Source organism: Corynebacterium sp. 11A, from assembly GCF_008930935.1.
GTDB classification, from domain to species: domain Bacteria; phylum Actinomycetota; class Actinomycetes; order Mycobacteriales; family Mycobacteriaceae; genus Corynebacterium; species Corynebacterium megadyptis.
Genome location: NZ_PQMR01000010.1, coordinates 67,296 through 90,166, shown reverse-complemented (window position 1 = coordinate 90,166; position 22,871 = coordinate 67,296). Strand labels below are relative to the sequence as shown.

Here is a 22,871-nt window from a genome sequence, read left to right as displayed (position 1 = left end):
GGGCTGGGTTGGTGGCGGTGGGCTCGCGTGTTACTTGCGGCTCGCTTGTTTCGGGCGATTGCGTGGTCTCCGGCATAGTGGAGGTTGGAGTGGAGGGCTGGCTGCTGGAGGTGGTTGGGTCCACGAAGCGGGTCGTGGCCCGCCAGTCCTCGGCTGGTTGCACCGTCAGTAGCTTGGTGATCAGCAATATCAGCGCCGCGATCATCATCAGCGTGGTGGAGACGCGCGTCCGCCCGCCGAGCGAGAGCGCCTGCTTCCAGCGCTGCTCGTAGACGTCTGTGCGGAAGATGTGCGTGGGGCCCTGGTCTTCCTCGTCATCGCGCTTGTCGACGCCAGGCTCCTCCGTCACCGGCGCGTCGGTGGCAGGGAAGCCACGGGTGCGTTCATCGGCTACAGCGGCAGCCTGCTGGGTCGGCGCCTCTGCGGGGGTCGACGCGGCAGCAGCACCAGCGGCAGCGCCCGCAGCGCCAGCCCCGCCAGCGGCGCGTGCCGCCTTGTCGGCGGGGTTGTTCTCGGCGCGGGCGGCGTCGTCAAGCGAATAGCGGGCTGCGAGGGAGTGGGGTGCATCGAGCGGGCGTGTGGTAGCGTCGCGAAGCTCGGCGACGCGCATGCCATCGACGGTGGTGGCGGAGCCGTATTCGTCCCAGAATTCTTTGAGTACTTCGGTGCGGATGGCGCGTTCGACGGCCCATTGGCGGGCGGGATTGACCTGGACGATAAAGCGCATGGTCATCATCCACGGCATACCGACGATGGTGGGCGGGACGACATCGACGGCGGGGTGCACTTCGAGTTCGCCGATGATATCGCGCTTGACCATGGGGTCATTGAGGGCGCGCTCGGCGGCGCTCGTGGAGCGGCTGATGGCGGATTCAACAGAGTCGGATCCCAGCAGCGGCACCGGAAGGACTGCGACAGCTCGGGCCCAGTAGTTGGAATAGTTGATGCACACGCGGGCGGTGCCGTTCGGGACAGTGACGTTTTCGCCGTTGAGGGTGCGGATTTTGGTGGCGCGCATGGTGATCTGCATGACGTCACCCTCGACGCTGATGCCATTGCCTTCGAACTGCACCCAGTCACCGACACCAAATTGTTTCTCGGTGATGATGAAAAAGCCCGCGAGGAAGTCGCCGATGAGGGCCTGGGCGCCAAAACCGAGGGCAGCAGAAATGACGGTCGCCGGCACGGCGGCGCCCACCAGCGAGAGCCCTAAGGTTTTGAAGAAGACGAGGATGAGGAGGAAATAGGCGATACCTTGGCCGATGTAGACGGCCGCGCCGACGAGCGCGAGACTGGCCTTGCGGTCTTCCTCGGAGTCCTCCCATTTGGATTGCACGTAGCGGTTGATGAGCCTGCCGACTCGGGGTACGAGTAGGCCCAAGAGAATGAGAAGGATGAGGGTGAGACCTTGGCTGACGATCCAGTCGAGCGTTTGGTAGAAGATGTACTGAGCTTGAGTGAGCATGGTGGTTTCTAAAATAGTCGTTTCCCGCAGTGTGGCCAACGAGTTATCAGCGCTTATCGACGCCCACCCGCAGCCTTCCTGACCTGCTCTCATCTAACTCTCAGCCGCATTTTTTAGTTCCGCCGCCGGCGTGGCGCTGGTGCCGTCCGCGGTTGCCGGCAGTGTGCTCGCTATTGCCGTAGCATGCGGCCGCGGTGTGGAAGTGGTGTGTCGGTCGTAGCGCGACCGGTTCGACGGCGCTGCCGTCTGATGGGGGTAGTTTCTGTGAATTTTGTGTGAGTTCTGAGGGCTGCTGTGTATTATTGCCGCATGACCAACATTCGACTTGTACTCGTAATTACCGAGCGGCGCGCGCCGTAGCGGTCGGTACTAGTCGTCCCATACAGCACGCGCCCTCGACGGACTCGAACACCAGACGAGTTCCCGCCGAGGGTTTTGGTTTATCAGCGGTCTGTGTCCCTCCACCACCCCTCGAGGCGCCGCTGAGTGCTACGACATAATTACACAGCTGATGTTTCACTCCCCGCCGGCAGGATATGCCCACCCGCGCCTCTATCTTTCGGTGTGCTGGTGGGACAACTCTGCTGCGTAGTACATAGCAAGTGACAGCAACGAACAAGGAGCCAATCCACCGTGGCCGAGAAGCAACAGCCCTCATCGCAGGCTGCAGCGCACCACAGCCAGACCTCACAGGCGGATGCCGTGAATGGTCAGCGCATGACTGGTGCGCAGGCAATCGTAACGACCTTGGAACTCATCGGAATCGATACCATTTTCGGTATTCCTGGCGGCGCCGTATTGCCGCTATATGATCCCCTCTATTCCTCCACCAAGGTGCGCCACGTACTCGTACGCCACGAGCAGGGCGCGGGCCATGCTGCCACCGGCTATGCCCAGGCCACCGGCCGTATCGGAGTGTGCGTCGCCACCTCTGGTCCGGGCGCGACTAACTTGGTCACCCCGATCGCCGACGCCATGCTGGACTCCGTTCCGATGCTGGCCATTACCGGCCAGGTGGGGCACTCCCTGCTGGGCACGGATGCCTTCCAAGAGGCGGATATCCGCGGTATCACCATGCCGGTGACCAAGCACAACTACATGATCACCGACCCCAATGACATCCCGCGGGTCTTCGCCGAGGCCTATCACATTGCCACCACAGGACGCCCCGGACCGGTGCTGCTGGACATCCCCAAGGACGTGCAAAACGCCGAGATGACCTTCGAGTGGCCGCCGAAGATCAAGATCCCCGGCTATCGCCCGACGGTGACTCCGCACAGCCGACAGATCGATGAGGCCGTCAAGCTCATCTCCCAAGCCTCCAAGCCGGTGATCTACGCCGGCGGCGGCATCATCAAGGCCAATGCGTCCAAGGAGTTGCAGGAATTCATCGACAAAACCGGTATTCCGGTGGCGACTACGCTCATGGCGCTGGGCACTGTGCCCTCTCATCATGAACTGAACATGGGCATGCCGGGCATGCACGGCACCGTCTCGGCAGTGGGGGCGATCCAGCGCGCGGATCTGCTCATCACCATCGGCGCGCGCTTCGATGACCGCGTCACCGGCGATGTTGATTCCTTCGCCCCCGAGGCCAAGGTGATTCACGCCGACATCGACCCGGCCGAGATCGGCAAGATTCGAGTGGCTGATGTGCCGATCGTCGGTGATGCCCGCGAGGTGCTGAGCGCCTTCAACCGAGCCTTCGACTCCGAGTCCGTTCACACCCAGGACCTCAGCGCCTGGCACAGCTATCTCAACTCACTCAAGGAGCGCTTCCCGCGCGGCTGGGACGATGTGGATGATGGCCTGCTCACCCCGCAGCGCGTGATCCGCGAGCTCTCTAAAACAGTGGGCCCAGACGCTATCTACTGTGCTGGCGTGGGGCAGCACCAGATGTGGTCGGCGCAGTTCATTGACTTCGAGCATCCGCGCACATGGTTGAACTCCGGCGGATTGGGCACCATGGGCTATTCCGTGCCAGCTGCCCTCGGCGCCAAGGCGGGCTGCCCAGATAAGGAAGTTTGGGCCATCGATGGCGATGGCTGTTTCCAGATGACCAATCAAGAGCTCACGACCTCCGCGATTGAGAATATGCCCATCAAGGTGGCCGTGATCAATAACGGCAACCTCGGCATGGTGCGCCAGTGGCAGACCCTGTTTTATGAGAGTCGCTACTCCAACACCAAGCTGCGCGAGCAAGGCGAGTATGTGCCGGACTTCGTCGCTCTCGCCGAGGGGCTTGGCTGTGTCGCTTTCCGCGTGACCAAAGAAGAAGACATCGTGCCCACCATTCAAAAGGCGCGCGAGATCAACGACCGGCCCGTGCTGATCGACTTCATCGTGGGTCAAGACGCCCAGGTGTGGCCGATGGTTTCGGCCGGTGCCTCGAACACGGATATTCAATATGCCCGTGATCTGCGTCCGCTTTTCGACGAAGAGTCCTCGGCCGCGTCCGCCTCGGACTATTCCGATGGCAATGCCTCCGGCTACGCGGCGCACGCCTCGAAGGCAGAGAGCGACTACGCAGAGAACACCGCAGCGAATGCTGCCGATACCGACTCCGCATCGCGCGGCTAAGAGAGAAGGATAAGAATCAATGTCTGAAGAAATCCATCGTCACACTCTCAGCGTGCTCGTTCAGGATGTCGACGGCATCATCTCCCGCGTTGCTGGGCTATTCAGCCGTCGGGCGTACACCATGAGCGCGATCACCTCGGCACGTACCGAAACGCGCGGCGTCAACCGCATCACCATCGTGGTCCACACCGATGATGACTCGATCGAGCAGATCACCAAGCAGCTGAACAAGTTGATCCACGTCCTCAAGGTGGTGCGCCTCGAGCCAGAGAAGACGATCGCGCGGGCGTTGCTCATGGTGAAGGTGAACGCCGATGCCGCCCATCGCCCCCTGGTGGTGGATGCGGCGAATCTCTTCCGCGCCCGCGTCGTGGATGTCTCTCCCGATTCCATGGTGATCGAGGCCACCGGTGCGCCCGATAAATTGGACGCGCTGCTCGAGGTGCTCGAGCCCTTCGGGATTCGGGAGATGGCCAAGTCCGGCCAGATCGCGATGCACCGTGGTCCTCGTATTCTCACGCCCAACCACAAGAAGGCGTCTCAAATAGTGGACTTCGAGTCCCAGTAAGTGATACGCTACCCCTAGTATTTCCATCAATGAAAGGTTGATCTCTCCAACATGGCTATTGAAGTGTTCTACGACGCCGATGCCGACCTGTCCATCATCCAAGGCCGCAAGGTTGCGGTTGTGGGCTATGGCTCCCAAGGGCACGCTCACGCTCAGTGTCTGCGCGACTCTGGTGTCGAGGTCAAGATCGGTCTGCGCGAGGGCTCCAAGTCCGCCGCCAAGGCCGAAGAGGCTGGCTTCGAGGTTGGATCCGTCGCTGAGGTGTCCGAGTGGGCAGATGTCATCATGATCCTGGCCCCGGATACCTCCCAGGCAACGATCTTCACCGAGCAGATCGAGCCGCACCTGAAGCCCGGCGATGTGCTGCTCTTCGGCCACGGCCTGAACATCCACTTCGACCTGATCACCCCCGCCGAGGACATCGCCGTGGGCATGGTGGCCCCCAAGGGCCCCGGTCACCTGGTTCGTCGTCAGTTCGTTGACGGCAAGGGCGTGCCCTGCCTGATCGCAGTCGACCAGGACCCCTCCGGCGACACCCAGGACCTCACGCTGTCCTATGCTGCCGCTATCGGTGGCGCCCGCGCCGGCGTGATCGTCACCTCCTTCCGCGAGGAGACCGAGACCGACCTCTTCGGCGAGCAGGCTGTGCTCTGCGGTGGTCTCGAGTCGCTGATGATGACCGGGTTCGAGGTGCTCACCGAGGCGGGCTACGCCCCCGAGATGGCCTACTTCGAGGTGCTGCACGAGATGAAGCTCATCGTGGACCTCATCTGGGAGGGTGGCCTGGAGAACATGAACTACTCCATCTCCGAGACCGCTGAGCTCGGCGGCTATGTCGCCGGCCCGCGCATCATCGATGCCGAGGCCAAGAAGCGCATGGAAGAGGTGCTCGCTGATATCCAGTCGGGCAAGTTCGTGCGCGACATGGTTGCCGACGTTGAGGCCGGCCAGCCGAAGATGAAGGACTACCGCGAGCAGATCGCCAATCACCCGATCGAGAAGACCGGTGCGAAGTTGCGCGACATGATGTCCTGGGTGAAGAACCCGTTGGATGCCACTGCGTAGTAGCCCCATATAGCCAAAAGCCCCACCCTGTGGTGGGGCTTTTGTGTGTATAGGCTACCCATAATATTTTCAATACTAGCATTTAATGAAAATAGGGGATAGGCTGTCAGGTATGACTACCTCCTCCCCTCATTCCCACGGCTCCCACTCCTCCCACGAGGAGCATGCGCACGATCATGCGCACGACTCCGGTCACGACCACAACCACGGTCACGCCCATGGCCACGACCATGCGCATGTGCATGTGCCCACCGACTCGCTGCGGGCGCTGCTAATCGTTATCGGCCTGACAGCTGCGGTCTTTTTCGCCGAGCTCATCGTTGGCCTCATTTCCGGATCTTTGGCTCTATTGTCCGACGCGGCGCACATGCTCTCCGATTCGGCGGGGCTTTTTATCGCCCTCATCGCAATGGTGGTGGGGCGCTCCGCGCATTCCGCAGGCGCAACCTTTGGCTATAAGCGCATGGAAGTCTTCGCCGCCCTCATCAATGCCCTCACCGTCACAGGTATTGCAATTTATATTTTCATTGAGGCAATTGGGCGTTTTGGCCATGACCACAGCGTGGACACCGGCATGATGCTCATCGTCGCCATTATCGGTTTGGTCGTGAATACCATCGCGGCGGTGGTTTTGGTGCGGCGGCAGCACGACAGTATGAACCTGCGTGGGGCCTATTTGCATGTGCTTACCGACCTGTTGGGTTCGGTAGCTGTCATTATTGCCGGCTTGATTATCCGCTACACCGGCTTCGTGGCAGCCGATACCATTGCAAGTGTCATTATCGCCGCGATGATTCTGCCGCGCTCCCTGCGGCTGGTGTTCGATGCCGGCCAAGTGCTTCTCGAGCACGCTCCGGCCGGGGTCACCGTCGAGCAGGTGGAGCAGCGTCTCATCGAGATCGATCAGGTCAGGCAGGTACACGACATTCACATCTGGAGTCTCGATGGCACTACGCATCTGTGTTCTTGCCACCTTGTGGTCGACGATTCCTTGGACTCCTCGCGCCACTGCGTAGTCCTCGACACCGCCACTGCCGCGTTGAAGGATATGGGCTTAGGGCATGCCACCATTCAGATTGAATCCGAGGAGCATGCAGGGCATGAGGAAGTCGAATGCCAAAGCGAGTAGGTGTCGCGGGGCGGCGTCGATAAGCGCTATCGCGCCGCGACGGGGATGAGGCGCTAGGTTTAAGGGTATGGGTTTTAGTACGCCAAGCTATGTTTTGACTGACCTGTTTGCCCGCATCAATCGCGGTGATCTGCAGCTACCGGATTTCCAGCGCTCCTTCCGCTGGGATGTTGATCGGGTACGTGCCCTTATCCTGACGGTGCTGCGCGGCTATCCGATCGGCACGCTGATGACGCTGGATGTGCGCGGCGAGCCGGTACGCTTCAAGCCGCGACCGCTGCAGGGCGCGCCGAATGAAGGCTCCGATCCGGGATGGTTGCTTCTCGACGGCCAGCAGCGGCTGACCACGCTGTTTCATACCTTGAGCGGCGATGGCTACATCGACACCGTGGACTTTCGCCGGAAGCGGGTGCGCCGCAAGTTCTATCTGGACATCAACAAGGCGCTCGAGGGCGATATCCTGCCCGATGAAGCCGTGTTTTCCGTGGACGAGAACGGCATCGTGCACACCCATTTCGGCCCCTTCATCGAGGGTGGGGTCACCGACCATGAGGCGGAGCTGAGCAATGAGGTCATTCCCATTGCTGACCTGTTGAATGACAAGGGCGCCAATATGCTCTTCGATCTCGCCGCCCGGGGCGACGCCGATACGCGCGACCGCACGAAGACCATCATGAACCGCGTCGTGCGCCCGCTATCTCGCTACAGCGTGCCGATGATCCGGCTGGATCGCGACACCCACACCGGCGGCATCGGCTCCATTTTTGCCCACGCCAACTCCGGGGGACTACGCATGGGCGTTTTCGATCTTCTCACCTCGGTCTTTGCCACCGAGGACAGCGAGTACAAGCTGGGAGACGATTGGAAGAAGACCAAGGATGTGCTCTCCAATTTCGAGGTCTTGGGCGATGTCGGCACCACCGACTTCCTCAAAGCCGTGACGCTGCTGGTGACCTACCGGCGCGGCCGCGCCTCAGGCCAGCGCGAGGATATTCTCCAGCTCACCTTGGAGGAGTACAAGCCGGCCGCCGAGTCGATGCGGGTGGCCTTCGCGCATACCGCGAAATTCCTCCGCGATCGCCGCATCTTCACCCGCGACCAGGTGCCCTATACCTCCCAGCTGGTGGCGCTGGCCGTCATCCTTGCGATTCTGGAGGAGGAACCGGAAGTATGGCAGTCCCGCAAAGCATGGGACCGGCTCTACCGGTGGTTCTGGTGCGTTATTCTGGGCGAGCTTTACGGCACCGCCGCGGTGGCTAACCGGGCCGCCCGAGACGTCAATGAGGTGCCGCGCTGGGTGCTCGCCGCCGCCCGCGCTGAGAAGGCTGGTGCAGCGGGGGAGTCCGGTGCAGCAGGGGAGTCTGACGCTGCTGCGGATGTGGAGCTTCCCGCGAGCGTGGCGAAGGCGCGCTTCGCCGAATCGCGTCTGCTCAGTATCGACGCCGATTCCACCGCCTATAAGGGAATCTTCGCGCTTATGATGGGCCGCGGCGCCAAGGACTGGCGCACCGGGCTGGAGTTTACCGGCGAAAATATCGAGGATCTTGACGCCGGATTCCACTACATCTTCCCGCCGCGGTGGTGCGCAGAGCAGGGCGTGGACCCCGTGCTGTATAACTCGGTGCTCAACCGTGCCCCCATGGGGCGGCGCACCCAGGTGGTGATTTCGGGAACCCCGCCCTCGCGCTATCTGCCGCGGGTGCAGTCGAAGTCCATCATGGAAGATGCCGAGTTCGACGCAGTGCTCGCCACCTCCATGCTCACCCCCGAGTATCTGCACGCGGCTAAGGCAGAGGAATTCTTCTCCGATCGCCGCCGTCGCGTGGTGCAGGCCATTGAGGAAGCCATGGGCAACGAGGCGATTCACGACGTGGATGAAAACGATCTGCGTGGTGGCCACGAGGGTCCCGACGCCTTCCAATGCCCCGAAGAGAGCACGGGAGAGTAATAAGATGCGCTAGGCTAAGCTGTCGATACTGCCCACCGGGGTGCGTTTCGGCGTGCGCTCATGTGACCTCGGCACAGTGGCGCACCGAGTAGTGCCGGGCTGCTGCGTAGTGCGCGCCAAGCCCACAGCAGCGACCGCGTCCTCTGGGTGAGCAGATACGTTTAGGACCTAGGCAAACCAGTAATCGAACCCGTCAGGGCGAGAGGATTATTTAGTGAAGAAGAACAAGGCTATCGCGATCGCCGCGAGTGTGCTCATGCTCTCCAGCGTGGGAGTGGCGTGCTCGAATAACAATGGCGGCGCCGATAATAAACCGGCGGCGTCGAATGCTGCGGCAGCCCGCGACGTGGACCCCCGTTTCGGCGAGGCCCCTTTCGTGGTAGGCGATAACGATTTCTCCGGTATTGACGCCTCCAAGCTCTTCTATGACCACTCCGAGACAGCGGTGGTCTCTGGCAAGGCTATGGCCTCGCAGCTGCGTGGCGCATCGATCGCGGCCGTGGCCCACGCCCCGATGCTGATGAATACTCCCGATAACCGCGCCGCGATCCTCGAGGAGCTCAAGCGTCTCAAGGCCACCAAGGTGCTGCTGGTCGGCGATACTGACTTCGCTGCGGCGGAGGCAACCGATGATGCCGATATCACCTTCATCAAGGACGAAGGCACCATCGCATCCCTGGAGGCCGCCACCTCGCAGAGCTTCACTGAGAAGACCACCGACGATACCGGACAGGCCATCACGGACATTGTGAATCTGGATCCCAAGCAGCCAACCCTGCTGGTTCCGGAGGGCTATTCCACCCCGGCCGAGGGCAAGGCGCAGGAGCAGGAGAGTTTCCCTGCGCAGTCCGCGCTTGACGACGGCAACTCTCCGGTGGTTCTGACCTCCCCGATGAGCGGTATCCCGGCGACGGCAACCGCTAAGGCGTGGGGCGCCGACCTGGTTGCGCTGCCGTGGCCCGACCCGCGCGCCTCGGAAGAGGGCATCAAGGCTGTGGCCGGCATGGAAGATAAGCCGGTGATCGCCTTGGGGTGTCTTTTTGGCTCCAAGGAGAACCTGAAGAAGCGCATTGTGCGCAGCCAAGAAGTCACCGAGGAACAGCCCGGTGGCGGCCAGTTGGTCTTCCCAGGGCGCCACGTGGTTGCCCTCTACGGCCACCACACCGGACCTGCCTTGGGTGCGATGGGTGAGCAGGATTCTGCGGCTGCCGCGGAGCGCGTGGTCAACATCGCCGAGCAGTACCAGCAGTACGTGGACGATCCGGTCATCCCCGCCTTCGAGATGATGGCCACCGTGGCCTCCTCGGATCCGGGTGATGATAATGACTACTCCAATGAGGCCACGAGCGAGGAGCTGCTCGACTATCTCGACGCCATCACCGAGATCGGCGGCTATGCTGTGCTCGATCTGCAGCCTGGCCGGGCTCGCCTGCTCGACCAGGCCAAGCTCTACGAAGAGTTGCTGAAGCGCCCCAACGTGGGCCTGGCGCTCGACCCGGAATGGAAGATCGGGCCGGGTGAGCTGCCCCTGCAGAATGTGGGTCATGTTGACGCTGCCGAAGTGAACGAGGTCTCCGATTGGCTCGCCGAGTTGGTCGACGAAAATAACCTGCCGCAGAAGCCTTTGGTGCTGCACCAGTTCCAGCTCCAGATGATCCGTAACCGCGAGCAGCTGAATGTGGACTACCCCGAGCTCGCCATTGTGCTGCACGCTGATGGCCATGGCACTCCGGATCTGAAGTTCCAAACCTGGGACGTACTCAAGGAAGGCCTCGACCCGCGCATCTTCTTGGCGTGGAAGAACTTCTACGATGAGGACGCTCCCACCTTCACTCCGGAACAGACGATGGACATCACGCCGCGTCCGTGGTTTGTGTCCTATCAATAAATCCCCCCAATTGAGGCCGATTCATCAAGGTTTGGCCTAGTAACCATTAAGATTTAAAAGGCCCCACCCACGCTGTGCTACGCAGCAGAGGGTGGGCCTGTTTCTGGCCTCACCGCAAGTCTGGAATATCAGACTTTCTATGGAGTCGTGGCGGCGTCGTCACGCATCAGCCGGAAGCCGCCCAACACCCCATATCCCCAGGAGATTCCTCGTGACCGAGACAACCCGTCCAGTCGTTCTCATCGCAGATAAGCTCGCCCAGTCCACCGTCGATGCGCTCGGAGATGCCGTGGAAGTGCGTTGGGTTGACGGTCCCAACCGTCCCGAATTGCTCGCTGCGGTCGCTGACGCCGACGCGCTGCTGGTGCGTTCTGCCACCACCGTGGACAAGGAGGTGCTCGACGCGGCGCCGAAGTTGAAGATTGTGGGTCGTGCCGGCGTGGGACTCGACAATGTAGATATCGATGCCGCAACCGAGCAGGGAGTGATGGTGGCCAACGCCCCCACTTCCAATATCCATTCCGCCTGCGAGCACGCCATCTCGCTGCTCCTCTCGACCGCGCGCCAGATCCCCGCCGCCGATGCCACCCTGCGCGCAGGCGAGTGGAAGCGCTCGTCCTTCAAGGGCGTGGAAATCTACGGAAAAACTGTGGGTATCGTCGGTTTCGGCCACATCGGCCAGCTGTTCGCCCAACGACTGCGCGCCTTCGAAACCGACATCATCGCCTATGACCCCTACGCCAATCCGGCCCGCGCCGGCCAGCTGGGCGTGGAGCTCGTGGAGCTCGAGGAGCTCATGCAGCGCTCCGATTTTGTCACGATCCACCTGCCCAAGACCCCGGAGACTGCCGGCATGTTCGACGCCGAGCTGCTCGCCAAGGCCAAGAAGGGGCAGATCATCATCAATGCCGCACGCGGTGGTCTCGTCGATGAGCAGGCGCTTGTCGACGCCATTCAGGCCGGCACCATCCGCGGCGCCGGTTTCGACGTCTATGCCACCGAGCCCTGCACGGACTCCCCACTATTCGCTTGCCCCGAGGTAGTCGTCACCCCGCACTTGGGCGCCTCCACTGTTGAGGCCCAAGACCGTGCCGGTACCGATGTGGCCGATTCCGTGCTCAAGGCCCTGGCCGGCGAGTTCGTTCCCGATGCGGTCAACGTCTCCGGCGGCGCCGTGGGCGAGGAAGTGGCCCTATGGCTGGAGCTGGCCCGCAAACTGGGCCTCGTGGCAGTGCACCTGCTCGACGGCGCTGCCGTACGCGTCGAGGTCCAAGGCCGCGGCGAGCTGTCCTCCGAGAACATTGAGGCGCTGGGCCTGTCGGCGCTGCGCGGCGTATTCGCCACCACCGTCGATCAGCCCGTGACCTTCGTTAACGCCCCGCAGATCGCCGAGTCCCGCGGCGTGGAGCTGGATGTCTCCACCGTCACCGAGGCCCAGACCCACCGCTCCGTTCTCGGGGTGAAGGTCATCGCCAGCGACGGCAGCGCCGTCGAGGTCTTCGGCGCCCTCACCGGGTTGAACAGCGTGGAGAAGGTTGTGCGCATCAATGGCCGCGGACTCGATCTGCGCGCCGAAGGCCACAACCTCTTCCTGCAGTACACCGACGCCCCGGGCGCGGTGGGCATCGTCGGCTCCGTGCTGGGCGAGTGCGGGGTCAATATCAACGCCGCCGCCCTGTCCCAGGACGCCACCGGCTCCGGCGCGACGCTGATCCTGCGCATCGATCAGGAAATTCCCGAAGAGGTCGTGGAGAGCATCGGCGAGAAGCTCGACGCCTCCCTCGTCTTCCAGCTCTCCCTGGACTAATCACGTCGCTCCCTCGCTGTCGCCGCCTGATCGCTGCGGCAGGGCAGCGGGGGATGAGCTGATACCCGCGTGGCTTCCGAGTAGCGATACTCGGGTAGTCACGCGGGTTATTTTTAGGGGCTACTACGCTACAGAGTTATGCACTCTGAGACTTTGCCCGTGAGCTTCACCGTCGACGACTATCCCCGCGCTCTTCTCGCAGTTGCGGCCTATAATTCCGCCAATCCCGGCGCCCAACTTGTCGCTGATGCCGAAAGCGGCACAGTTCTATTGCGTAGTAGCATCTCGGAACCGGCGTACCGGGACCGGGCCATGGCAGCCTGCGGGATGGTCTCCGCCGCGGACTCTGCTGAGCCCGCTCCGAACCTTGCGGCGGAAGAGTCCGACGATGCCGCCCGTGCGGCAGTGATGCAGTCCTTGGCTGCGTGGTTCACGGCTCATGGGGTCAGTGAGGTGCATCCCTCGGCTGAGACTGGGCGTATTGAGTTTGCTATCGATGGCCTGCCAGTGGACTTTGGGGCAACTCGTGGCGGGCATCTGCAGGTGGTAGCGATGTCGCAGGTGGACGGCGAACCTGGAGAGTTAGCGCATGTGTGCAATTTCGCGACCAGCAAGGTCGATGATGCGGCGGCATTCCCGGTGAAAGGGGAGCAGGGCTGGTGGTGTGCGGTGCACACCGCAGTGGAGGTGGCCGGCTGTGACGAGACTGGTTTCGACGCGGCGCTGCGTAGCGCGGTGGCGGCGGTGCTGCAGTTGCAGCGCACGGTTATTGTGCTCGCGGGGCAGGGCTAACGTGCTACACTAGCGCTGTTCACTATATGGGAAAGGTGTATCACTCTATGAAATCTGGGTTGAAACTTGCAGTCATCGGCGGCGACGGTATCGGGCCGGAGGTTACGGCCGAAGCGCTGAAGGTGCTCCATGCAGTGCGTGACGACGTTGCCACGACCGAGTTCGACCTCGGGGCGCGTCGCTATCTCCGCAATGGCGAGCTGCTCACCGAGGACGATCTGGCGGAGCTGAAGCGCCACGACGCCATTGTGCTCGGCGCTATCGGTGCGCCAGGGGAGGTTCCCCCGGGTGTGCTGGAGCGAGGCCTGTTGCTCAAGATGCGTTTTGCCCTTGATCACCACGTGAATCTGCGTCCATCCAAGATCTATCCGGGCACCACCTCGCCGCTGCGCGATCCTGGCGATGTGGACTTCGTGGTCGTGCGCGAGGGTACCGAGGGGCTCTATGCCGGCAATGGCGGCACCCTGCGGGAGAACACTCCGCACGAGGTGGCCAGCGAGGTGAGCCAGAACACCCGTTTCGGTGTCGAGCGCGTGGTGCGTTATGCCTTCGATCTGGCGCAGTCGCGGCGTCAGAAGCTCACGCTGGTCCACAAGACCAATGTGCTCGTTCACGCCGGCTCCTTGTGGCAGCGCACCGTGGATGCGGTGGCTAAGGACTATCCCGAGGTCTCCGTGGATTACTGCCATATCGACGCCGCCACGATTTACCTGGTCACCGACCCCTCCCGTTTCGATGTGATTGTCACCGACAACCTCTTCGGCGACATTCTCACCGATGAGGCCGGCGCGATCACCGGCGGCATTGGTCTAGCTGCCTCCGGCAATATCGACGCCAGCGGCACGAATCCCTCGATGTTTGAGCCTGTCCATGGCTCCGCCCCCGATATCGCCGGTACTGGTGTGGCCGATCCGGTGGCCGCCATTCTCTCGATGGCGCTCTTGCTGCGTCATCTGGATGATGAGGCTAATGCCCAGCGCATCGAGGAGGCTGTGCAGAATCATCTATCGGCACGCGATGCCGATGCCGCTATCTCCACCACGGCGGTGGGGGACGATATCGTCGCTCGCTTGAGCTAGCTGTGCGCTCCTCGAGTCGCCCTGTGCTTCGCGCGGCCTCGCGGGGTCTCGCGCGGCTTCGGGGCGCCTGGGGCGTTGCTGTCGGTGCCCTGCTGCGTAGTAGCAGGAGGGTGACGTCGTCAAGCAATGATGGCCCGCTAGGAATCTAGGTCACAATCGCGGATCATTTTGGTCTAAAACACGTCGTGTCAAAAGTGAAGTGGATTACACTACGGGACATGAACGTAGAACTGGAAGAGATCCGCGATTTTTTGTCGGCGCATGAGCCCTTTAGTCATCTCTCGGCGGAAGCGCTGAGCCAGCTGCCCCAGCATGTGGTGGTGGAATATGTGCGCGCCGGCGAGGTCATTTTTAGTGCGGGACAGCCCAATAGCTATCTCAATATCATTCGTTCGGGCGCGGTGGATGTGCTCGGCGAGGATGGGCTGCTGCTCGATCGTCGCGACGCTGGGCGTTCCTTCGGCTATTCGACGCTCGACGATAGTTCCCCGTCGCTGTACACGATGGTCGCGGTGGAGGATAGCCTTCTGTTGCGACTGCCGCGTGAGGCATTTCTTGAGCTCTGCGAAAACCAGCCGCAGGTGCATCGCTTTTTCTCCTCGCAGTCGCAGCGGATTCGAGCGACGGCCTCCCAGATGCGGGAGGAATCGGCCTCTGATGCGCTGCGCAGCTTGGTGGGCGAGTGCATGGTGCGCCGGCCCGCCTGCTGTAGCCCCGATACCTCCATTAGAGAGGCGGCGGCGCGCATGGCCTCCCAGCGCGTGTCCAGCCTGCTGGTGGTCGAAGGCGAGGAGAGCGCGCTGGAGGAGGGGGTGCTCGTCGATGCGGCACAGGATACGGTACGCCTGCTCGGCATCGTCACCGATAGGGACATGACCAAGAAAGTGGTGGCGGAGGCGATCGATTCCTCGCTGCCGATTTCTGCGGTGATGACCCCGGATCCGGTGACGGTGAGCAGCTCGATGCGCGGCTTCGAAGCGATGCTGCTGCTGGCGCAATACCGCATCCACCACCTGCCGGTGATTGATGATCACAATCTCGTCGGCATCGTCGCCTCGGGCGATATTATGCGCCTGCTGCGCAATGATCCGATTTTCGTGCACGCCGATATGGAGCGGGCCGAAACCGATGTGGAGCTCGCAGAGGTATATAGCTCCGCGAAGGAGGTGGCCGCCCGCTTCATCGAGCGCGGCGCCGATCCTGCGGAGGTCTCTGGCCTGCTCACCCTCGCCGCCGATGCCCTAGCGCAGCGGCTGATCGCGCTCACGGAAGAGGAGATGGGGCCGCCACCTGTGGACTATTGCTTCGTGGTGCTCGGCTCGCACGGGCGCCGCGAAATGGGCTTCGCCTCCGATCAGGACAACGCGCTCATCCTCGCCGATGACTTCGACCCCGGCGCGCATGGAGACTATTTCGCCACGTTTTATGAGCGCGTGTGCACTCGGCTCGCCGCCGCCGGCCAAGTGCTCTGCCCGGGCGAGATGATGGCCTCCAACCCCGAATGGCGCATGACGGTGAGCCAGTGGAAGCGCACCTTTCACACGTGGGTATCCGCCCCAGAGCCGGAGGCGGTGCTGCACACGCAGGTGTTCTTCGATATGCGCGGTATAGCCGGCACCCTGGCGCTCGCCGAGGAGGTCATCGAATCCGCGAATGATCAAGCCCACGGTGCGCGCAGGATGCACGCCCACTTGGCTGCTCTCGCGGCGCGACGCGATGCCCCGTTGGGGTTCTTCCGCGGGCTCGTGGTGGAACGCAGCGGAGACTACGCCAATACCCTCAACGTGAAAAAGGGCGGCACTGCCACGATCGTGCAAATGGCTCGCCTCTTTGCCCTATCCGCGCCCGCCGAGATCAGCACGCGGCCTCTCGGCACCTCCGAGCGCTTGGAATATGCCATGGCCAGCAATTGGGTCTCCGCCAAGGGCGGGGCTGATCTGCTCGATAGCTTCCATTTTCTTAACACCGTGGTGCAGCGCCACCAGGCGGCGCAGCTGCGTAGTGGCGCCGCCCCAGAAGCCGTGGACTACCACATCGACCCCAAACAGCTCAGCACCATCGAACGCGAAGGCCTCCGTGATGCCTTTTCTATCATCCGCTCGATGCAATCAGCCCTGAGCACCAAATACCCCGTGCGGAGCATCTGATGTTCGGCTGGGGAAAAAAGAAGGCCACCGGCGCGCTCGCCGAGTTCGAGGCCGTCGCCGCTCAGAACCCGCGCACGCCCCTCGACGAGGCGGAGCTGCTCGCCGTCGATATTGAGACCACGGGCCTGGATCCGAAAAAAGACGCCATGCTCTCGATCGGGTGGGTGCCGGTGCGTGGCCGCAGAATCCATCTCGGCGAGGCCGGCTATATGCTCATCAAACAGGACCGCTCGGTCGGTACCTCCGCGACTCTTCACCATCTCACCGACACCCAACTTGCCACTGGCTACAGCCCCCGCGAGGCCTTGGAGGCGTTCCTTCCGCGGCTCGCGGGCACCACCATGCTGGTGCATTTCGCCCCGATCGAGCAGCGCTTCCTCTCTGCGCTCTGCGAGCAGGAATTCGGCGCGTCCCTGACAGTACCCACCGCCGACACTTTCCAACTCGAACGCACGCACATGGAAAAGATGTCGACCTATCCGCGCGGTGAGGACCTTCGCCTGCCACGGGTGCGTGCCCGCTATAGCTTGCCGCGCTATCCCAATCACAATGCGCTTATCGACGCCATCGCCTGCGCCGAGCTCTACCTAGCCATGAGAGCCCATCTTGGGTACTCCACCGTGCGTGATATCCAGTTGTGACTACGCATCAGAGTAGTGTCGCTTAGGCAGCCCTGATTTTCCCTGCTCGCGAGCGCGATGGGGGATGGGTAGCGCTGATGCGTAGTAGCAGCGCGGAAACTAACCCCATCTGGTGGGAGAGACGCCGTGCTGTAGCAGGTTTTATGCCCGATTAGCGGCGCGTTGAAGCACGGGCTGGTTAAGATGGTCGGCATGCGTTTTGGACGAATTGCCCACCCAGAAGGAATGTGTTTCGCCGTCATCGAGGGGGAAGGTGAAGACCAGGTAGCGAAGGAGATCAAAGAGACTCCTTTCACTAAGCCGGAATTCACGGGCCGTAGCTGGCCGATCGCTGAGGTGAAATTGCTGGCACCCATGCTGCCATCGAAGATTTGCGCGATCGGGCGCAACTACGCGGACCATGTGGCGGAGGTGTTTAAGAAGTCTGCGGATGCGTTGCCCCCAACGCTGTTTCTGAAGCCGCCGACGGCTGTGGTGGGCCCGGGCGCTGCCATCAAGATCCCCGATTTCGCCACTCGAGTGGAGTTCGAGGGCGAGTTGGCGCTCATCGTCGGTCGCCCGTGCAAGAATGTCAAGGCCGAGAATTGGAAGGACGTGATCCTCGGCTACACCGTCATCAACGATGTCTCCTCCCGCGATCTGCAGTTCTCCGATGGCCAGTGGTCGCGGGCGAAGGGCATTGACACCTTCTGCCCGCTGGGCCCGTGGATCGAAACGGACCTCGACGCCCTCGATCTTGAGGATCTGCCCATTAAGGCGCACCTGACCCAAAATGGTGTGACCGAGACTAAGCAGGATTCCAATTCCTCGCAGATGATCATGTCCGTGGGAGAGATCGTGGAGTTCATTACCGCGTCCATGACGCTGCTGCCGGGAGATGTTATCTCCACCGGCTCCCCGGCAGGAACGGCGGAAATGTTCCCCGGCGATCACATCGAGATCGAGATCCCCGGTTTGGGCCGTCTGGCCAACCCCGTCGAGCGCGCCTAATCTTCTGCGCCTTATGCCTCACGTGCCCCGGGCCGCGCGTCGCGGCCTAGCGCGCATGTCCACCCGCTGCTGAGAACGCACTCGACGGCGGGTGGTTTCGTTTACCGTCCGCGCTCGTTCTGAGCCCGATTGAGCCCCTACAACCCCAGCGCCGACATGATGGTCCGCAGCTTGGCGGTGGTTTCATCGAGCTCGGCTTGTGGATCGGAATCGGCGACGATCCCGCCGCCGGCCCAGGTGCGCGCGTGAGTGCCATAGGCATCGACTTCGGCGCAGCGGATCGCCACCATGTATTCGCCGTCTCCGCGCCGATTGGACCAGCCCACGGCGCCTGCATAGAACCCCCGCGGCGTCTCGGTGGCGGTGATGATCGCCTCTGCGGCGTCGGTGGGGGTGCCGCAAATCGCTGGGGTGGGGTGTGTCTGCAAGGCCAACTCGAGGGCAGTCATCTCTGCTTCCTTGACCGTTCCTGTGATCGGGGTGGCGAGGTGCCACATCTCGGCGGTTTTGGTCAGCTCGGGGCGCTCGGGAATGCTCAGCGTCTCGCACAGCGGCCGCAAGGTGCGTTCCAAGTGCTGCACCACATGGGCATGCTCGGCAAGGTCCTTGGCGCTGTTGTATAGCTGTTGCCCATTTTCCTCATCACTGCGCTTATCGACGCCGCGAGGTGCCGAACCAGCCAGTGGATAGGCGCTGAGCGTGGTGCCACGTTTGCGCACCAAAACCTCTGGGGAGGAGCCCACCAACATGGTGTGGGCGTGGGCGCCGCCAGCGGGGGAGAGGTCGGCGATGAAGCCATCGCAGTGGGGGGAGCGATCAATGAGCTTGGCGGCCACCAGCAGCGGATCGGCCGGTGGGTCGAAGCGCACGTCTACAGCGCGGGCAAGCACCACCTTTTCCAAGCGGGTGCGTGCGATGGTGGCGACGGCCGCCTCTACCCGCGCCCGATGCTCGTCCTCGTCGGGGTCGACGCCAACAAGCTCGGAGTGCAGCCGCGAGCCGGGGCCGATGCGGTAGTGCGCGTGCGGCTCCAAGGGGCCTTGTTCGCTAATGATTCGTTCGGGCACGGTCAGTGCTGCGGGATCATCGCGCAAGAAAGGAAGGGCGCCGACCACCATCGTCACCCGCCCCTCGCGCAGCGCAGCCACGGCTTCCCATGGGTCGCTATAGGTAGCGCGCGATCCTTGGGTGCGCACTGATCCATGGGCACGAGAGAGCAGGAAATCCGGTGCAGAAGAGGGACGGTGAGCGAATCGGGCCATGGCATGTAATGCTAGTTCATGCAGGCCACGGGAAAGCTACTAGACTAGACAACCATGTCTCATACTTCAGAAGTCGTCGTTCGTTTTTCCCCATCGCCCACCGGCACTCCGCACGTCGGAATGGTGCGCACCGCCCTGTTCAACTGGGCCTACGCCCGCCACACGGGCGGCAAGATGATCTTCCGCATTGAAGATACGGATGCTGCCCGCGACTCCGAAGAGTCCTACCAGGCCATTATCGATTCCTTGAACTGGTTGGGAATCGACTGGGACGAAGGTGTGGAAAAGGGTGGCCCCCACGAGCCTTATCGTCAGTCGCAGCGCGGCGACATTTATAAGGAGGTGTTGTCGAAGCTTATCGACGCCGGATTGGTCTATCCCGCGTACTCCACCGCAGAGGAGGTGGAGGAGCGCCACAAGGCCGCAGGGCGCGATCCCAAGCTGGGCTACGATAACTTCGACCGCGATCTCAGCGAGGAACAAAAGGCCGCGTTTGAGGCTGAGGGTCGCAAGCCCGTGTGGCGTCTGCGCATGCCGGATAAGGACTGGGCGTGGAATGACTTGGTGCGAGGCGAGATCTCCTTCAAGTCCCAGACCCAGCCGGACTATGTGGTGGCCCGCTCCAATGGCCAGCCGCTCTACACCCTGGTGAATCCGGTGGACGACGCCATCATGGGTGTCACTCACGTCCTGCGTGGCGAGGATCTCCTGCCCTCTACGCCGCGCCAGATCGCGCTGTATGAGGCGCTCATGCAGATTGGTGTGGCCCAGCGCGTGCCGGAGTTCGGTCACATGCCCTTCGTGATGGGGCAGGGCAATAAGAAGCTCTCGAAGCGCGATCCGCAGTCGAATCTGTTTAACCACCGCGATGCTGGCATCATCCCGGAGGGCATGCTCAACTATCTTGCCCTGCTCGGCTGGTCGCTGAGCAAGGATGAAGATATTTTCACCACCTCCCAACTGGTCGAGAATTTTGACATCACTGATGTGTTGTCCAACCCGGCTCGCTTCGATGAGAAGAAGATGCTGGCCATCAACGCGGATCACATCCGCCTGCTGGAGCTCGACGATTTCGCCTCCCGCCTGCGCACCTATCTCAGCGAGTACCACGACTTCCCGGCGGAGTATCCCGACGACGCCTTCCGTTTCGCTGCCGAGCAGGTACAGACCCGCATCAAGACCTTGGGCGATGCGTGGGGGCTGCTGCGCTTCCTCGTTGTCGCCGATGAGGACCTCGAGTTGGAGCCGAAGGCAGCGCGCAAGAACCTCAAGGAGGATGCTGTCCAGGCCCTCGACGAGGCGATCGCCGTGCTCGAGCCGCTCGAGGAGTGGAAGACCGTCCAGATCGAGTCGGCCTTGAGCTCTCGTCTGATTGAAGAGCTGGAGCTCAAGCCGCGTAAGGCCTATGGTGCCCTGCGCGTGGCGCTCACCGGCGCCCAGGTGTCGCCACCGCTGTTTGAGTCCATGGAATTGGTGGGCAAGGACTCCACCTTGGCTCGCCTGCGGGCTGCCCGGGCGCGCACCCCGTGGAGCGAGGAGAGCGCCAACTAACGCAATCGGGGCCTCGCTAAGACTCTAAAATCCCGCTTGAGCTGCTGGTTTGTGCAATGAGAGCCGTCATGGTTATAGTATTCCTCGTTGCACAGCAGGAGCTGATAGCAATCAGCAGCTGAGCGCGATGGCCTATGGTGTAATTGGCAACACAACGGTTTCTGGTACCGTCATTCTAGGTTCGAGTCCTGGTAGGCCAGCTTCAGTATGAAGTACGCTTCATGCTGGTTCCTATGCCCCGTTCGTCTAGCGGCCTAGGACGCCGGCCTCTCACGCCGGTAACACGGGTTCAAATCCCGTACGGGGTACAACGTACAACCTCCTCTTTACTTTCATTTCGGTGGAAGCGAAGGGGAGGTTGTTGCTTTGTCCTGAGCTCTCTATGGCGCATGACAGGAAGAAGGGGCGCACTCGGCGCCCCTTCTTGTCGTTTGTATACCCCGCCATCTCACGCGTTGTGACAGCGGCGGTGTTGCGGCTAATCCAGTGCCACGTTGGTATTTTCCGGCAACGTTAAGGCCGCGGCTGCGGCGATCGCGAACGCCATACCGAAGACGGTAAAGAGCATGACTTGCCCGCCGAAGGCGAGCAGAGGCGGAACGATCAGCGGGGCGGCGATAGACGCAATGCGGCCGAAACCAGCGGCCGCCCCAGTGCCGGTGCCGCGCAGGGCAGTGGGGTAGAGCTCCGGCCCAATGGCATAGAGGGCGCCCCATGCGCCGAGGTTGAAGAAGCTGAGGAAGCAGCCGGAGGCAATAATCTGCCATTCCGCCGAGCTCAAGCCATAGCTCAGCGCCGCGGTGGCGCTACCGGCAAGAAAGACCGCTAGGGTCAGGCGGCGGCCCCAACGCTCAATCAGATAGGCGGCCGCGGCGTAGCCGGGCAGCTGCGCCAGAGTGATGATGAGGGTGAACGTGAAGGATTTCACGAGGGTGAAACCCTGCTCGTGCAAAATCGAGGGAATCCAGATGAATGCCCCGTAGTAGGCGAGGTTGATGCAGAGCCAGACCGTCCACAGGGCTGCGGTGCGACGTCGCAGCGGCGATGCCCAAATAGAGTGGGCGTTCGCCACCTCGGGTTCCATTGCTGCCACTGCGCGGTCGTGCTGCGGCTGGCGTCCGAGAGCGGGGGACTCTTCAAAAGAGCGCACGACCTTCTCGGCGTCCTCGTGGCGGTTCGTGGCCTCGAGGTAGCGGACGGATTCCGGCATGCCAAAACGAACGACGAGCGCATAAACGGTGGGGATACAGCCCAATGCGAGAGCCCAACGCCAGCCGTTATCGTCGGCGGCCACCACGAATGCGCCAATACAGGCAGCGAGAATCCAACCCAGCGCCCAGAAGGCCTCGAGGATGACCACCATGCGGCCACGGATGCGGCGCGGAGCGAACTCAGAAACAAAGGTGGAGGCCACAGGTAGCTCGGCGCCGAGCCCCAGGCCGACGATGAAGCGGAACACAAGCAGGACCGCGAGGCTGCCAGCAAGCGCGGAGGCGCCGGTGGCGATGCCATATACCAGCAAGGTGAGGGTGAACACGGAGCGGCGACCAAATTTATCGGCGAGCAGACCACCGAAGGTGGCACCGATCGCCATCCCCACAAAGCCGATGGATCCCAATAGCGATGTTTCGGTATGGCTCAAGCCCCAGTGGGCGGCGAGGGCCGCCATGATAAAAGAAATAAGCCCGACGTCCATCGCGTCGAGCGCCCATCCAATTCCAGAGCCGCCCAAAATTTGAGCGTGTTTTCTGGTCACGGGAAGAGAATCTAGGCGCTCCGTGCGCGAGGGCGCGGGCTGATGCGTAGTAGCAGATGACGTGGAGTCGATATCGGCGTGGTGCATAGAGGGAGCCTAAACCAGACTCCGATATGGTGCCTGTTCTATCCCCCATAGAGGGTAGTGCGGACAACCAAACGACTTACCGCGAAAGGTTGCGTATCTGGTGCCCAACCTACACT

At 62.1% G+C, this 22,871-nt stretch carries 16 protein-coding genes and 2 tRNA genes; 15 read left to right on the top strand and 3 right to left on the bottom strand.

Annotated elements, in window-relative coordinates; all coding sequences use genetic code 11:
• On the bottom strand, positions 1–1,465 hold a 1,465-nt coding region (locus GBB18_RS08335; protein WP_192795984.1), incomplete at its 3' end, for a mechanosensitive ion channel family protein.
• A 633-nt stretch (positions 1,466–2,098) separates the two neighbouring features.
• Here GBB18_RS08335 and GBB18_RS08330 point away from each other — a divergent pair.
• The 12 genes from GBB18_RS08330 (at position 2,099) to GBB18_RS08275 (ending at position 18,099) form a co-directional block, all read left to right on the top strand.
• On the top strand, positions 2,099–4,045 hold the full coding sequence (locus tag GBB18_RS08330) for an acetolactate synthase large subunit (RefSeq protein WP_151641365.1): 1,947 nt from the start codon (positions 2,099–2,101) through the stop codon (positions 4,043–4,045).
• A gap of 19 nt (positions 4,046–4,064) precedes the next feature.
• Positions 4,065–4,613 (top strand): acetolactate synthase small subunit, encoded by a 549-nt coding sequence (gene ilvN / locus GBB18_RS08325; RefSeq protein ID WP_151550110.1) that lies wholly within the window; start codon positions 4,065–4,067, stop codon positions 4,611–4,613.
• Between the two features lie 51 nt (positions 4,614–4,664).
• Positions 4,665–5,678: a ketol-acid reductoisomerase gene (gene ilvC / locus GBB18_RS08320; RefSeq protein ID WP_151550111.1), complete on the top strand. Its 1,014-nt coding sequence runs from the start codon at positions 4,665–4,667 to the stop codon at positions 5,676–5,678.
• Positions 5,679–5,790: 112 nt separating this feature from the next.
• A complete protein-coding gene (locus tag GBB18_RS08315; RefSeq protein WP_151641364.1) occupies positions 5,791–6,807 on the top strand; it encodes a cation diffusion facilitator family transporter in 1,017 nt (338 codons plus the stop codon).
• A 67-nt stretch (positions 6,808–6,874) separates the two neighbouring features.
• Positions 6,875–8,755 (top strand): DUF262 domain-containing protein, encoded by a 1,881-nt coding sequence (locus GBB18_RS08310; RefSeq protein ID WP_151550485.1) that lies wholly within the window; start codon positions 6,875–6,877, stop codon positions 8,753–8,755.
• 214 nt (positions 8,756–8,969) lie between these two features.
• Positions 8,970–10,643, top strand: coding sequence for a cell wall-binding repeat-containing protein (locus GBB18_RS08305; protein ID WP_151641363.1), 1,674 nt, complete (start codon positions 8,970–8,972; stop codon positions 10,641–10,643).
• 211 nt (positions 10,644–10,854) lie between these two features.
• On the top strand, positions 10,855–12,450 hold the full coding sequence (serA, locus tag GBB18_RS08300) for a phosphoglycerate dehydrogenase (RefSeq protein ID WP_151641362.1): 1,596 nt from the start codon (positions 10,855–10,857) through the stop codon (positions 12,448–12,450).
• A 138-nt stretch (positions 12,451–12,588) separates the two neighbouring features.
• A complete protein-coding gene (locus GBB18_RS08295) occupies positions 12,589–13,242 on the top strand; it encodes a hypothetical protein (protein ID WP_151641361.1) in 654 nt (217 codons plus the stop codon).
• A 59-nt stretch (positions 13,243–13,301) separates the two neighbouring features.
• A complete protein-coding gene (locus GBB18_RS08290; protein ID WP_151641368.1) occupies positions 13,302–14,321 on the top strand; it encodes a 3-isopropylmalate dehydrogenase in 1,020 nt (339 codons plus the stop codon).
• Positions 14,322–14,539: 218 nt separating this feature from the next.
• Positions 14,540–16,468 (top strand): DUF294 nucleotidyltransferase-like domain-containing protein, encoded by a 1,929-nt coding sequence (locus tag GBB18_RS08285; protein ID WP_151641360.1) that lies wholly within the window; start codon positions 14,540–14,542, stop codon positions 16,466–16,468.
• Positions 16,468–17,109 (top strand): exonuclease domain-containing protein, encoded by a 642-nt coding sequence (locus GBB18_RS08280; protein WP_151641359.1) that lies wholly within the window; start codon positions 16,468–16,470, stop codon positions 17,107–17,109. The genes GBB18_RS08285 and GBB18_RS08280 overlap by 1 nt, the downstream gene beginning before the upstream one ends.
• 192 nt (positions 17,110–17,301) lie before the next feature.
• The gene (locus GBB18_RS08275) at positions 17,302–18,099 is read left to right on the top strand and encodes a fumarylacetoacetate hydrolase family protein (protein ID WP_151550118.1); all 798 of its coding nucleotides are present in this window, start codon (positions 17,302–17,304) and stop codon (positions 18,097–18,099) included.
• Positions 18,100–18,236: 137 nt separating this feature from the next.
• On the opposite strand, the gene GBB18_RS08270 is transcribed toward GBB18_RS08275, so the two are convergent.
• Positions 18,237–19,361: an isochorismate synthase MenF gene (locus GBB18_RS08270; RefSeq protein ID WP_151550119.1), complete on the bottom strand. Its 1,125-nt coding sequence runs from the start codon at positions 19,359–19,361 to the stop codon at positions 18,237–18,239.
• A 54-nt stretch (positions 19,362–19,415) separates the two neighbouring features.
• Here GBB18_RS08270 and gltX point away from each other — a divergent pair, with 54 nt between their 5' ends.
• From gltX to GBB18_RS08255, 3 genes are all read left to right on the top strand, one after another.
• The gene (gltX, locus tag GBB18_RS08265; protein ID WP_151641358.1) at positions 19,416–20,912 is read left to right on the top strand and encodes a glutamate--tRNA ligase; all 1,497 of its coding nucleotides are present in this window, start codon (positions 19,416–19,418) and stop codon (positions 20,910–20,912) included.
• Positions 20,913–21,040: 128 nt separating this feature from the next.
• Positions 21,041–21,112, top strand: a tRNA-Gln gene (locus GBB18_RS08260).
• Positions 21,113–21,147: 35 nt separating this feature from the next.
• Positions 21,148–21,220 (top strand) — tRNA-Glu (locus GBB18_RS08255).
• A 170-nt stretch (positions 21,221–21,390) separates the two neighbouring features.
• On the opposite strand, the gene GBB18_RS08250 is transcribed toward GBB18_RS08255, so the two are convergent.
• Positions 21,391–22,755, bottom strand: a complete 1,365-nt coding sequence (locus tag GBB18_RS08250) for an MFS transporter (protein WP_192795983.1) — start codon at positions 22,753–22,755, stop codon at positions 21,391–21,393.
• Positions 22,756–22,871: the final 116 nt, after the last annotated feature.

What these genes read in the sequence shown, in the direction of transcription:
- GBB18_RS08295 (WP_151641361.1), top strand. Translation starts at nt 12,589, where the DNA reads ATGCACTCTGAGACTTTGCCCGTGAGCTTCACCGTCGACGACTATCCC.
- GBB18_RS08280 (WP_151641359.1), top strand. Translation starts at nt 16,468, where the DNA reads ATGTTCGGCTGGGGAAAAAAGAAGGCCACCGGCGCGCTCGCCGAGTTC.
- ilvN (WP_151550110.1), top strand. Translation starts at nt 4,065, where the DNA reads ATGTCTGAAGAAATCCATCGTCACACTCTCAGCGTGCTCGTTCAGGAT.
- GBB18_RS08285 (WP_151641360.1), top strand. Translation starts at nt 14,540, where the DNA reads ATGAACGTAGAACTGGAAGAGATCCGCGATTTTTTGTCGGCGCATGAG.
- GBB18_RS08250 (WP_192795983.1), bottom strand. Translation starts at nt 22,755, where the DNA reads ATGCACCACGCCGATATCGACTCCACGTCATCTGCTACTACGCATCAG.
- GBB18_RS08275 (WP_151550118.1), top strand. Translation starts at nt 17,302, where the DNA reads ATGCGTTTTGGACGAATTGCCCACCCAGAAGGAATGTGTTTCGCCGTC.
- GBB18_RS08315 (WP_151641364.1), top strand. Translation starts at nt 5,791, where the DNA reads ATGACTACCTCCTCCCCTCATTCCCACGGCTCCCACTCCTCCCACGAG.
- ilvC (WP_151550111.1), top strand. Translation starts at nt 4,665, where the DNA reads ATGGCTATTGAAGTGTTCTACGACGCCGATGCCGACCTGTCCATCATC.
- GBB18_RS08270 (WP_151550119.1), bottom strand. Translation starts at nt 19,361, where the DNA reads ATGGCCCGATTCGCTCACCGTCCCTCTTCTGCACCGGATTTCCTGCTC.
- gltX (WP_151641358.1), top strand. Translation starts at nt 19,416, where the DNA reads ATGTCTCATACTTCAGAAGTCGTCGTTCGTTTTTCCCCATCGCCCACC.
- GBB18_RS08310 (WP_151550485.1), top strand. Translation starts at nt 6,875, where the DNA reads ATGGGTTTTAGTACGCCAAGCTATGTTTTGACTGACCTGTTTGCCCGC.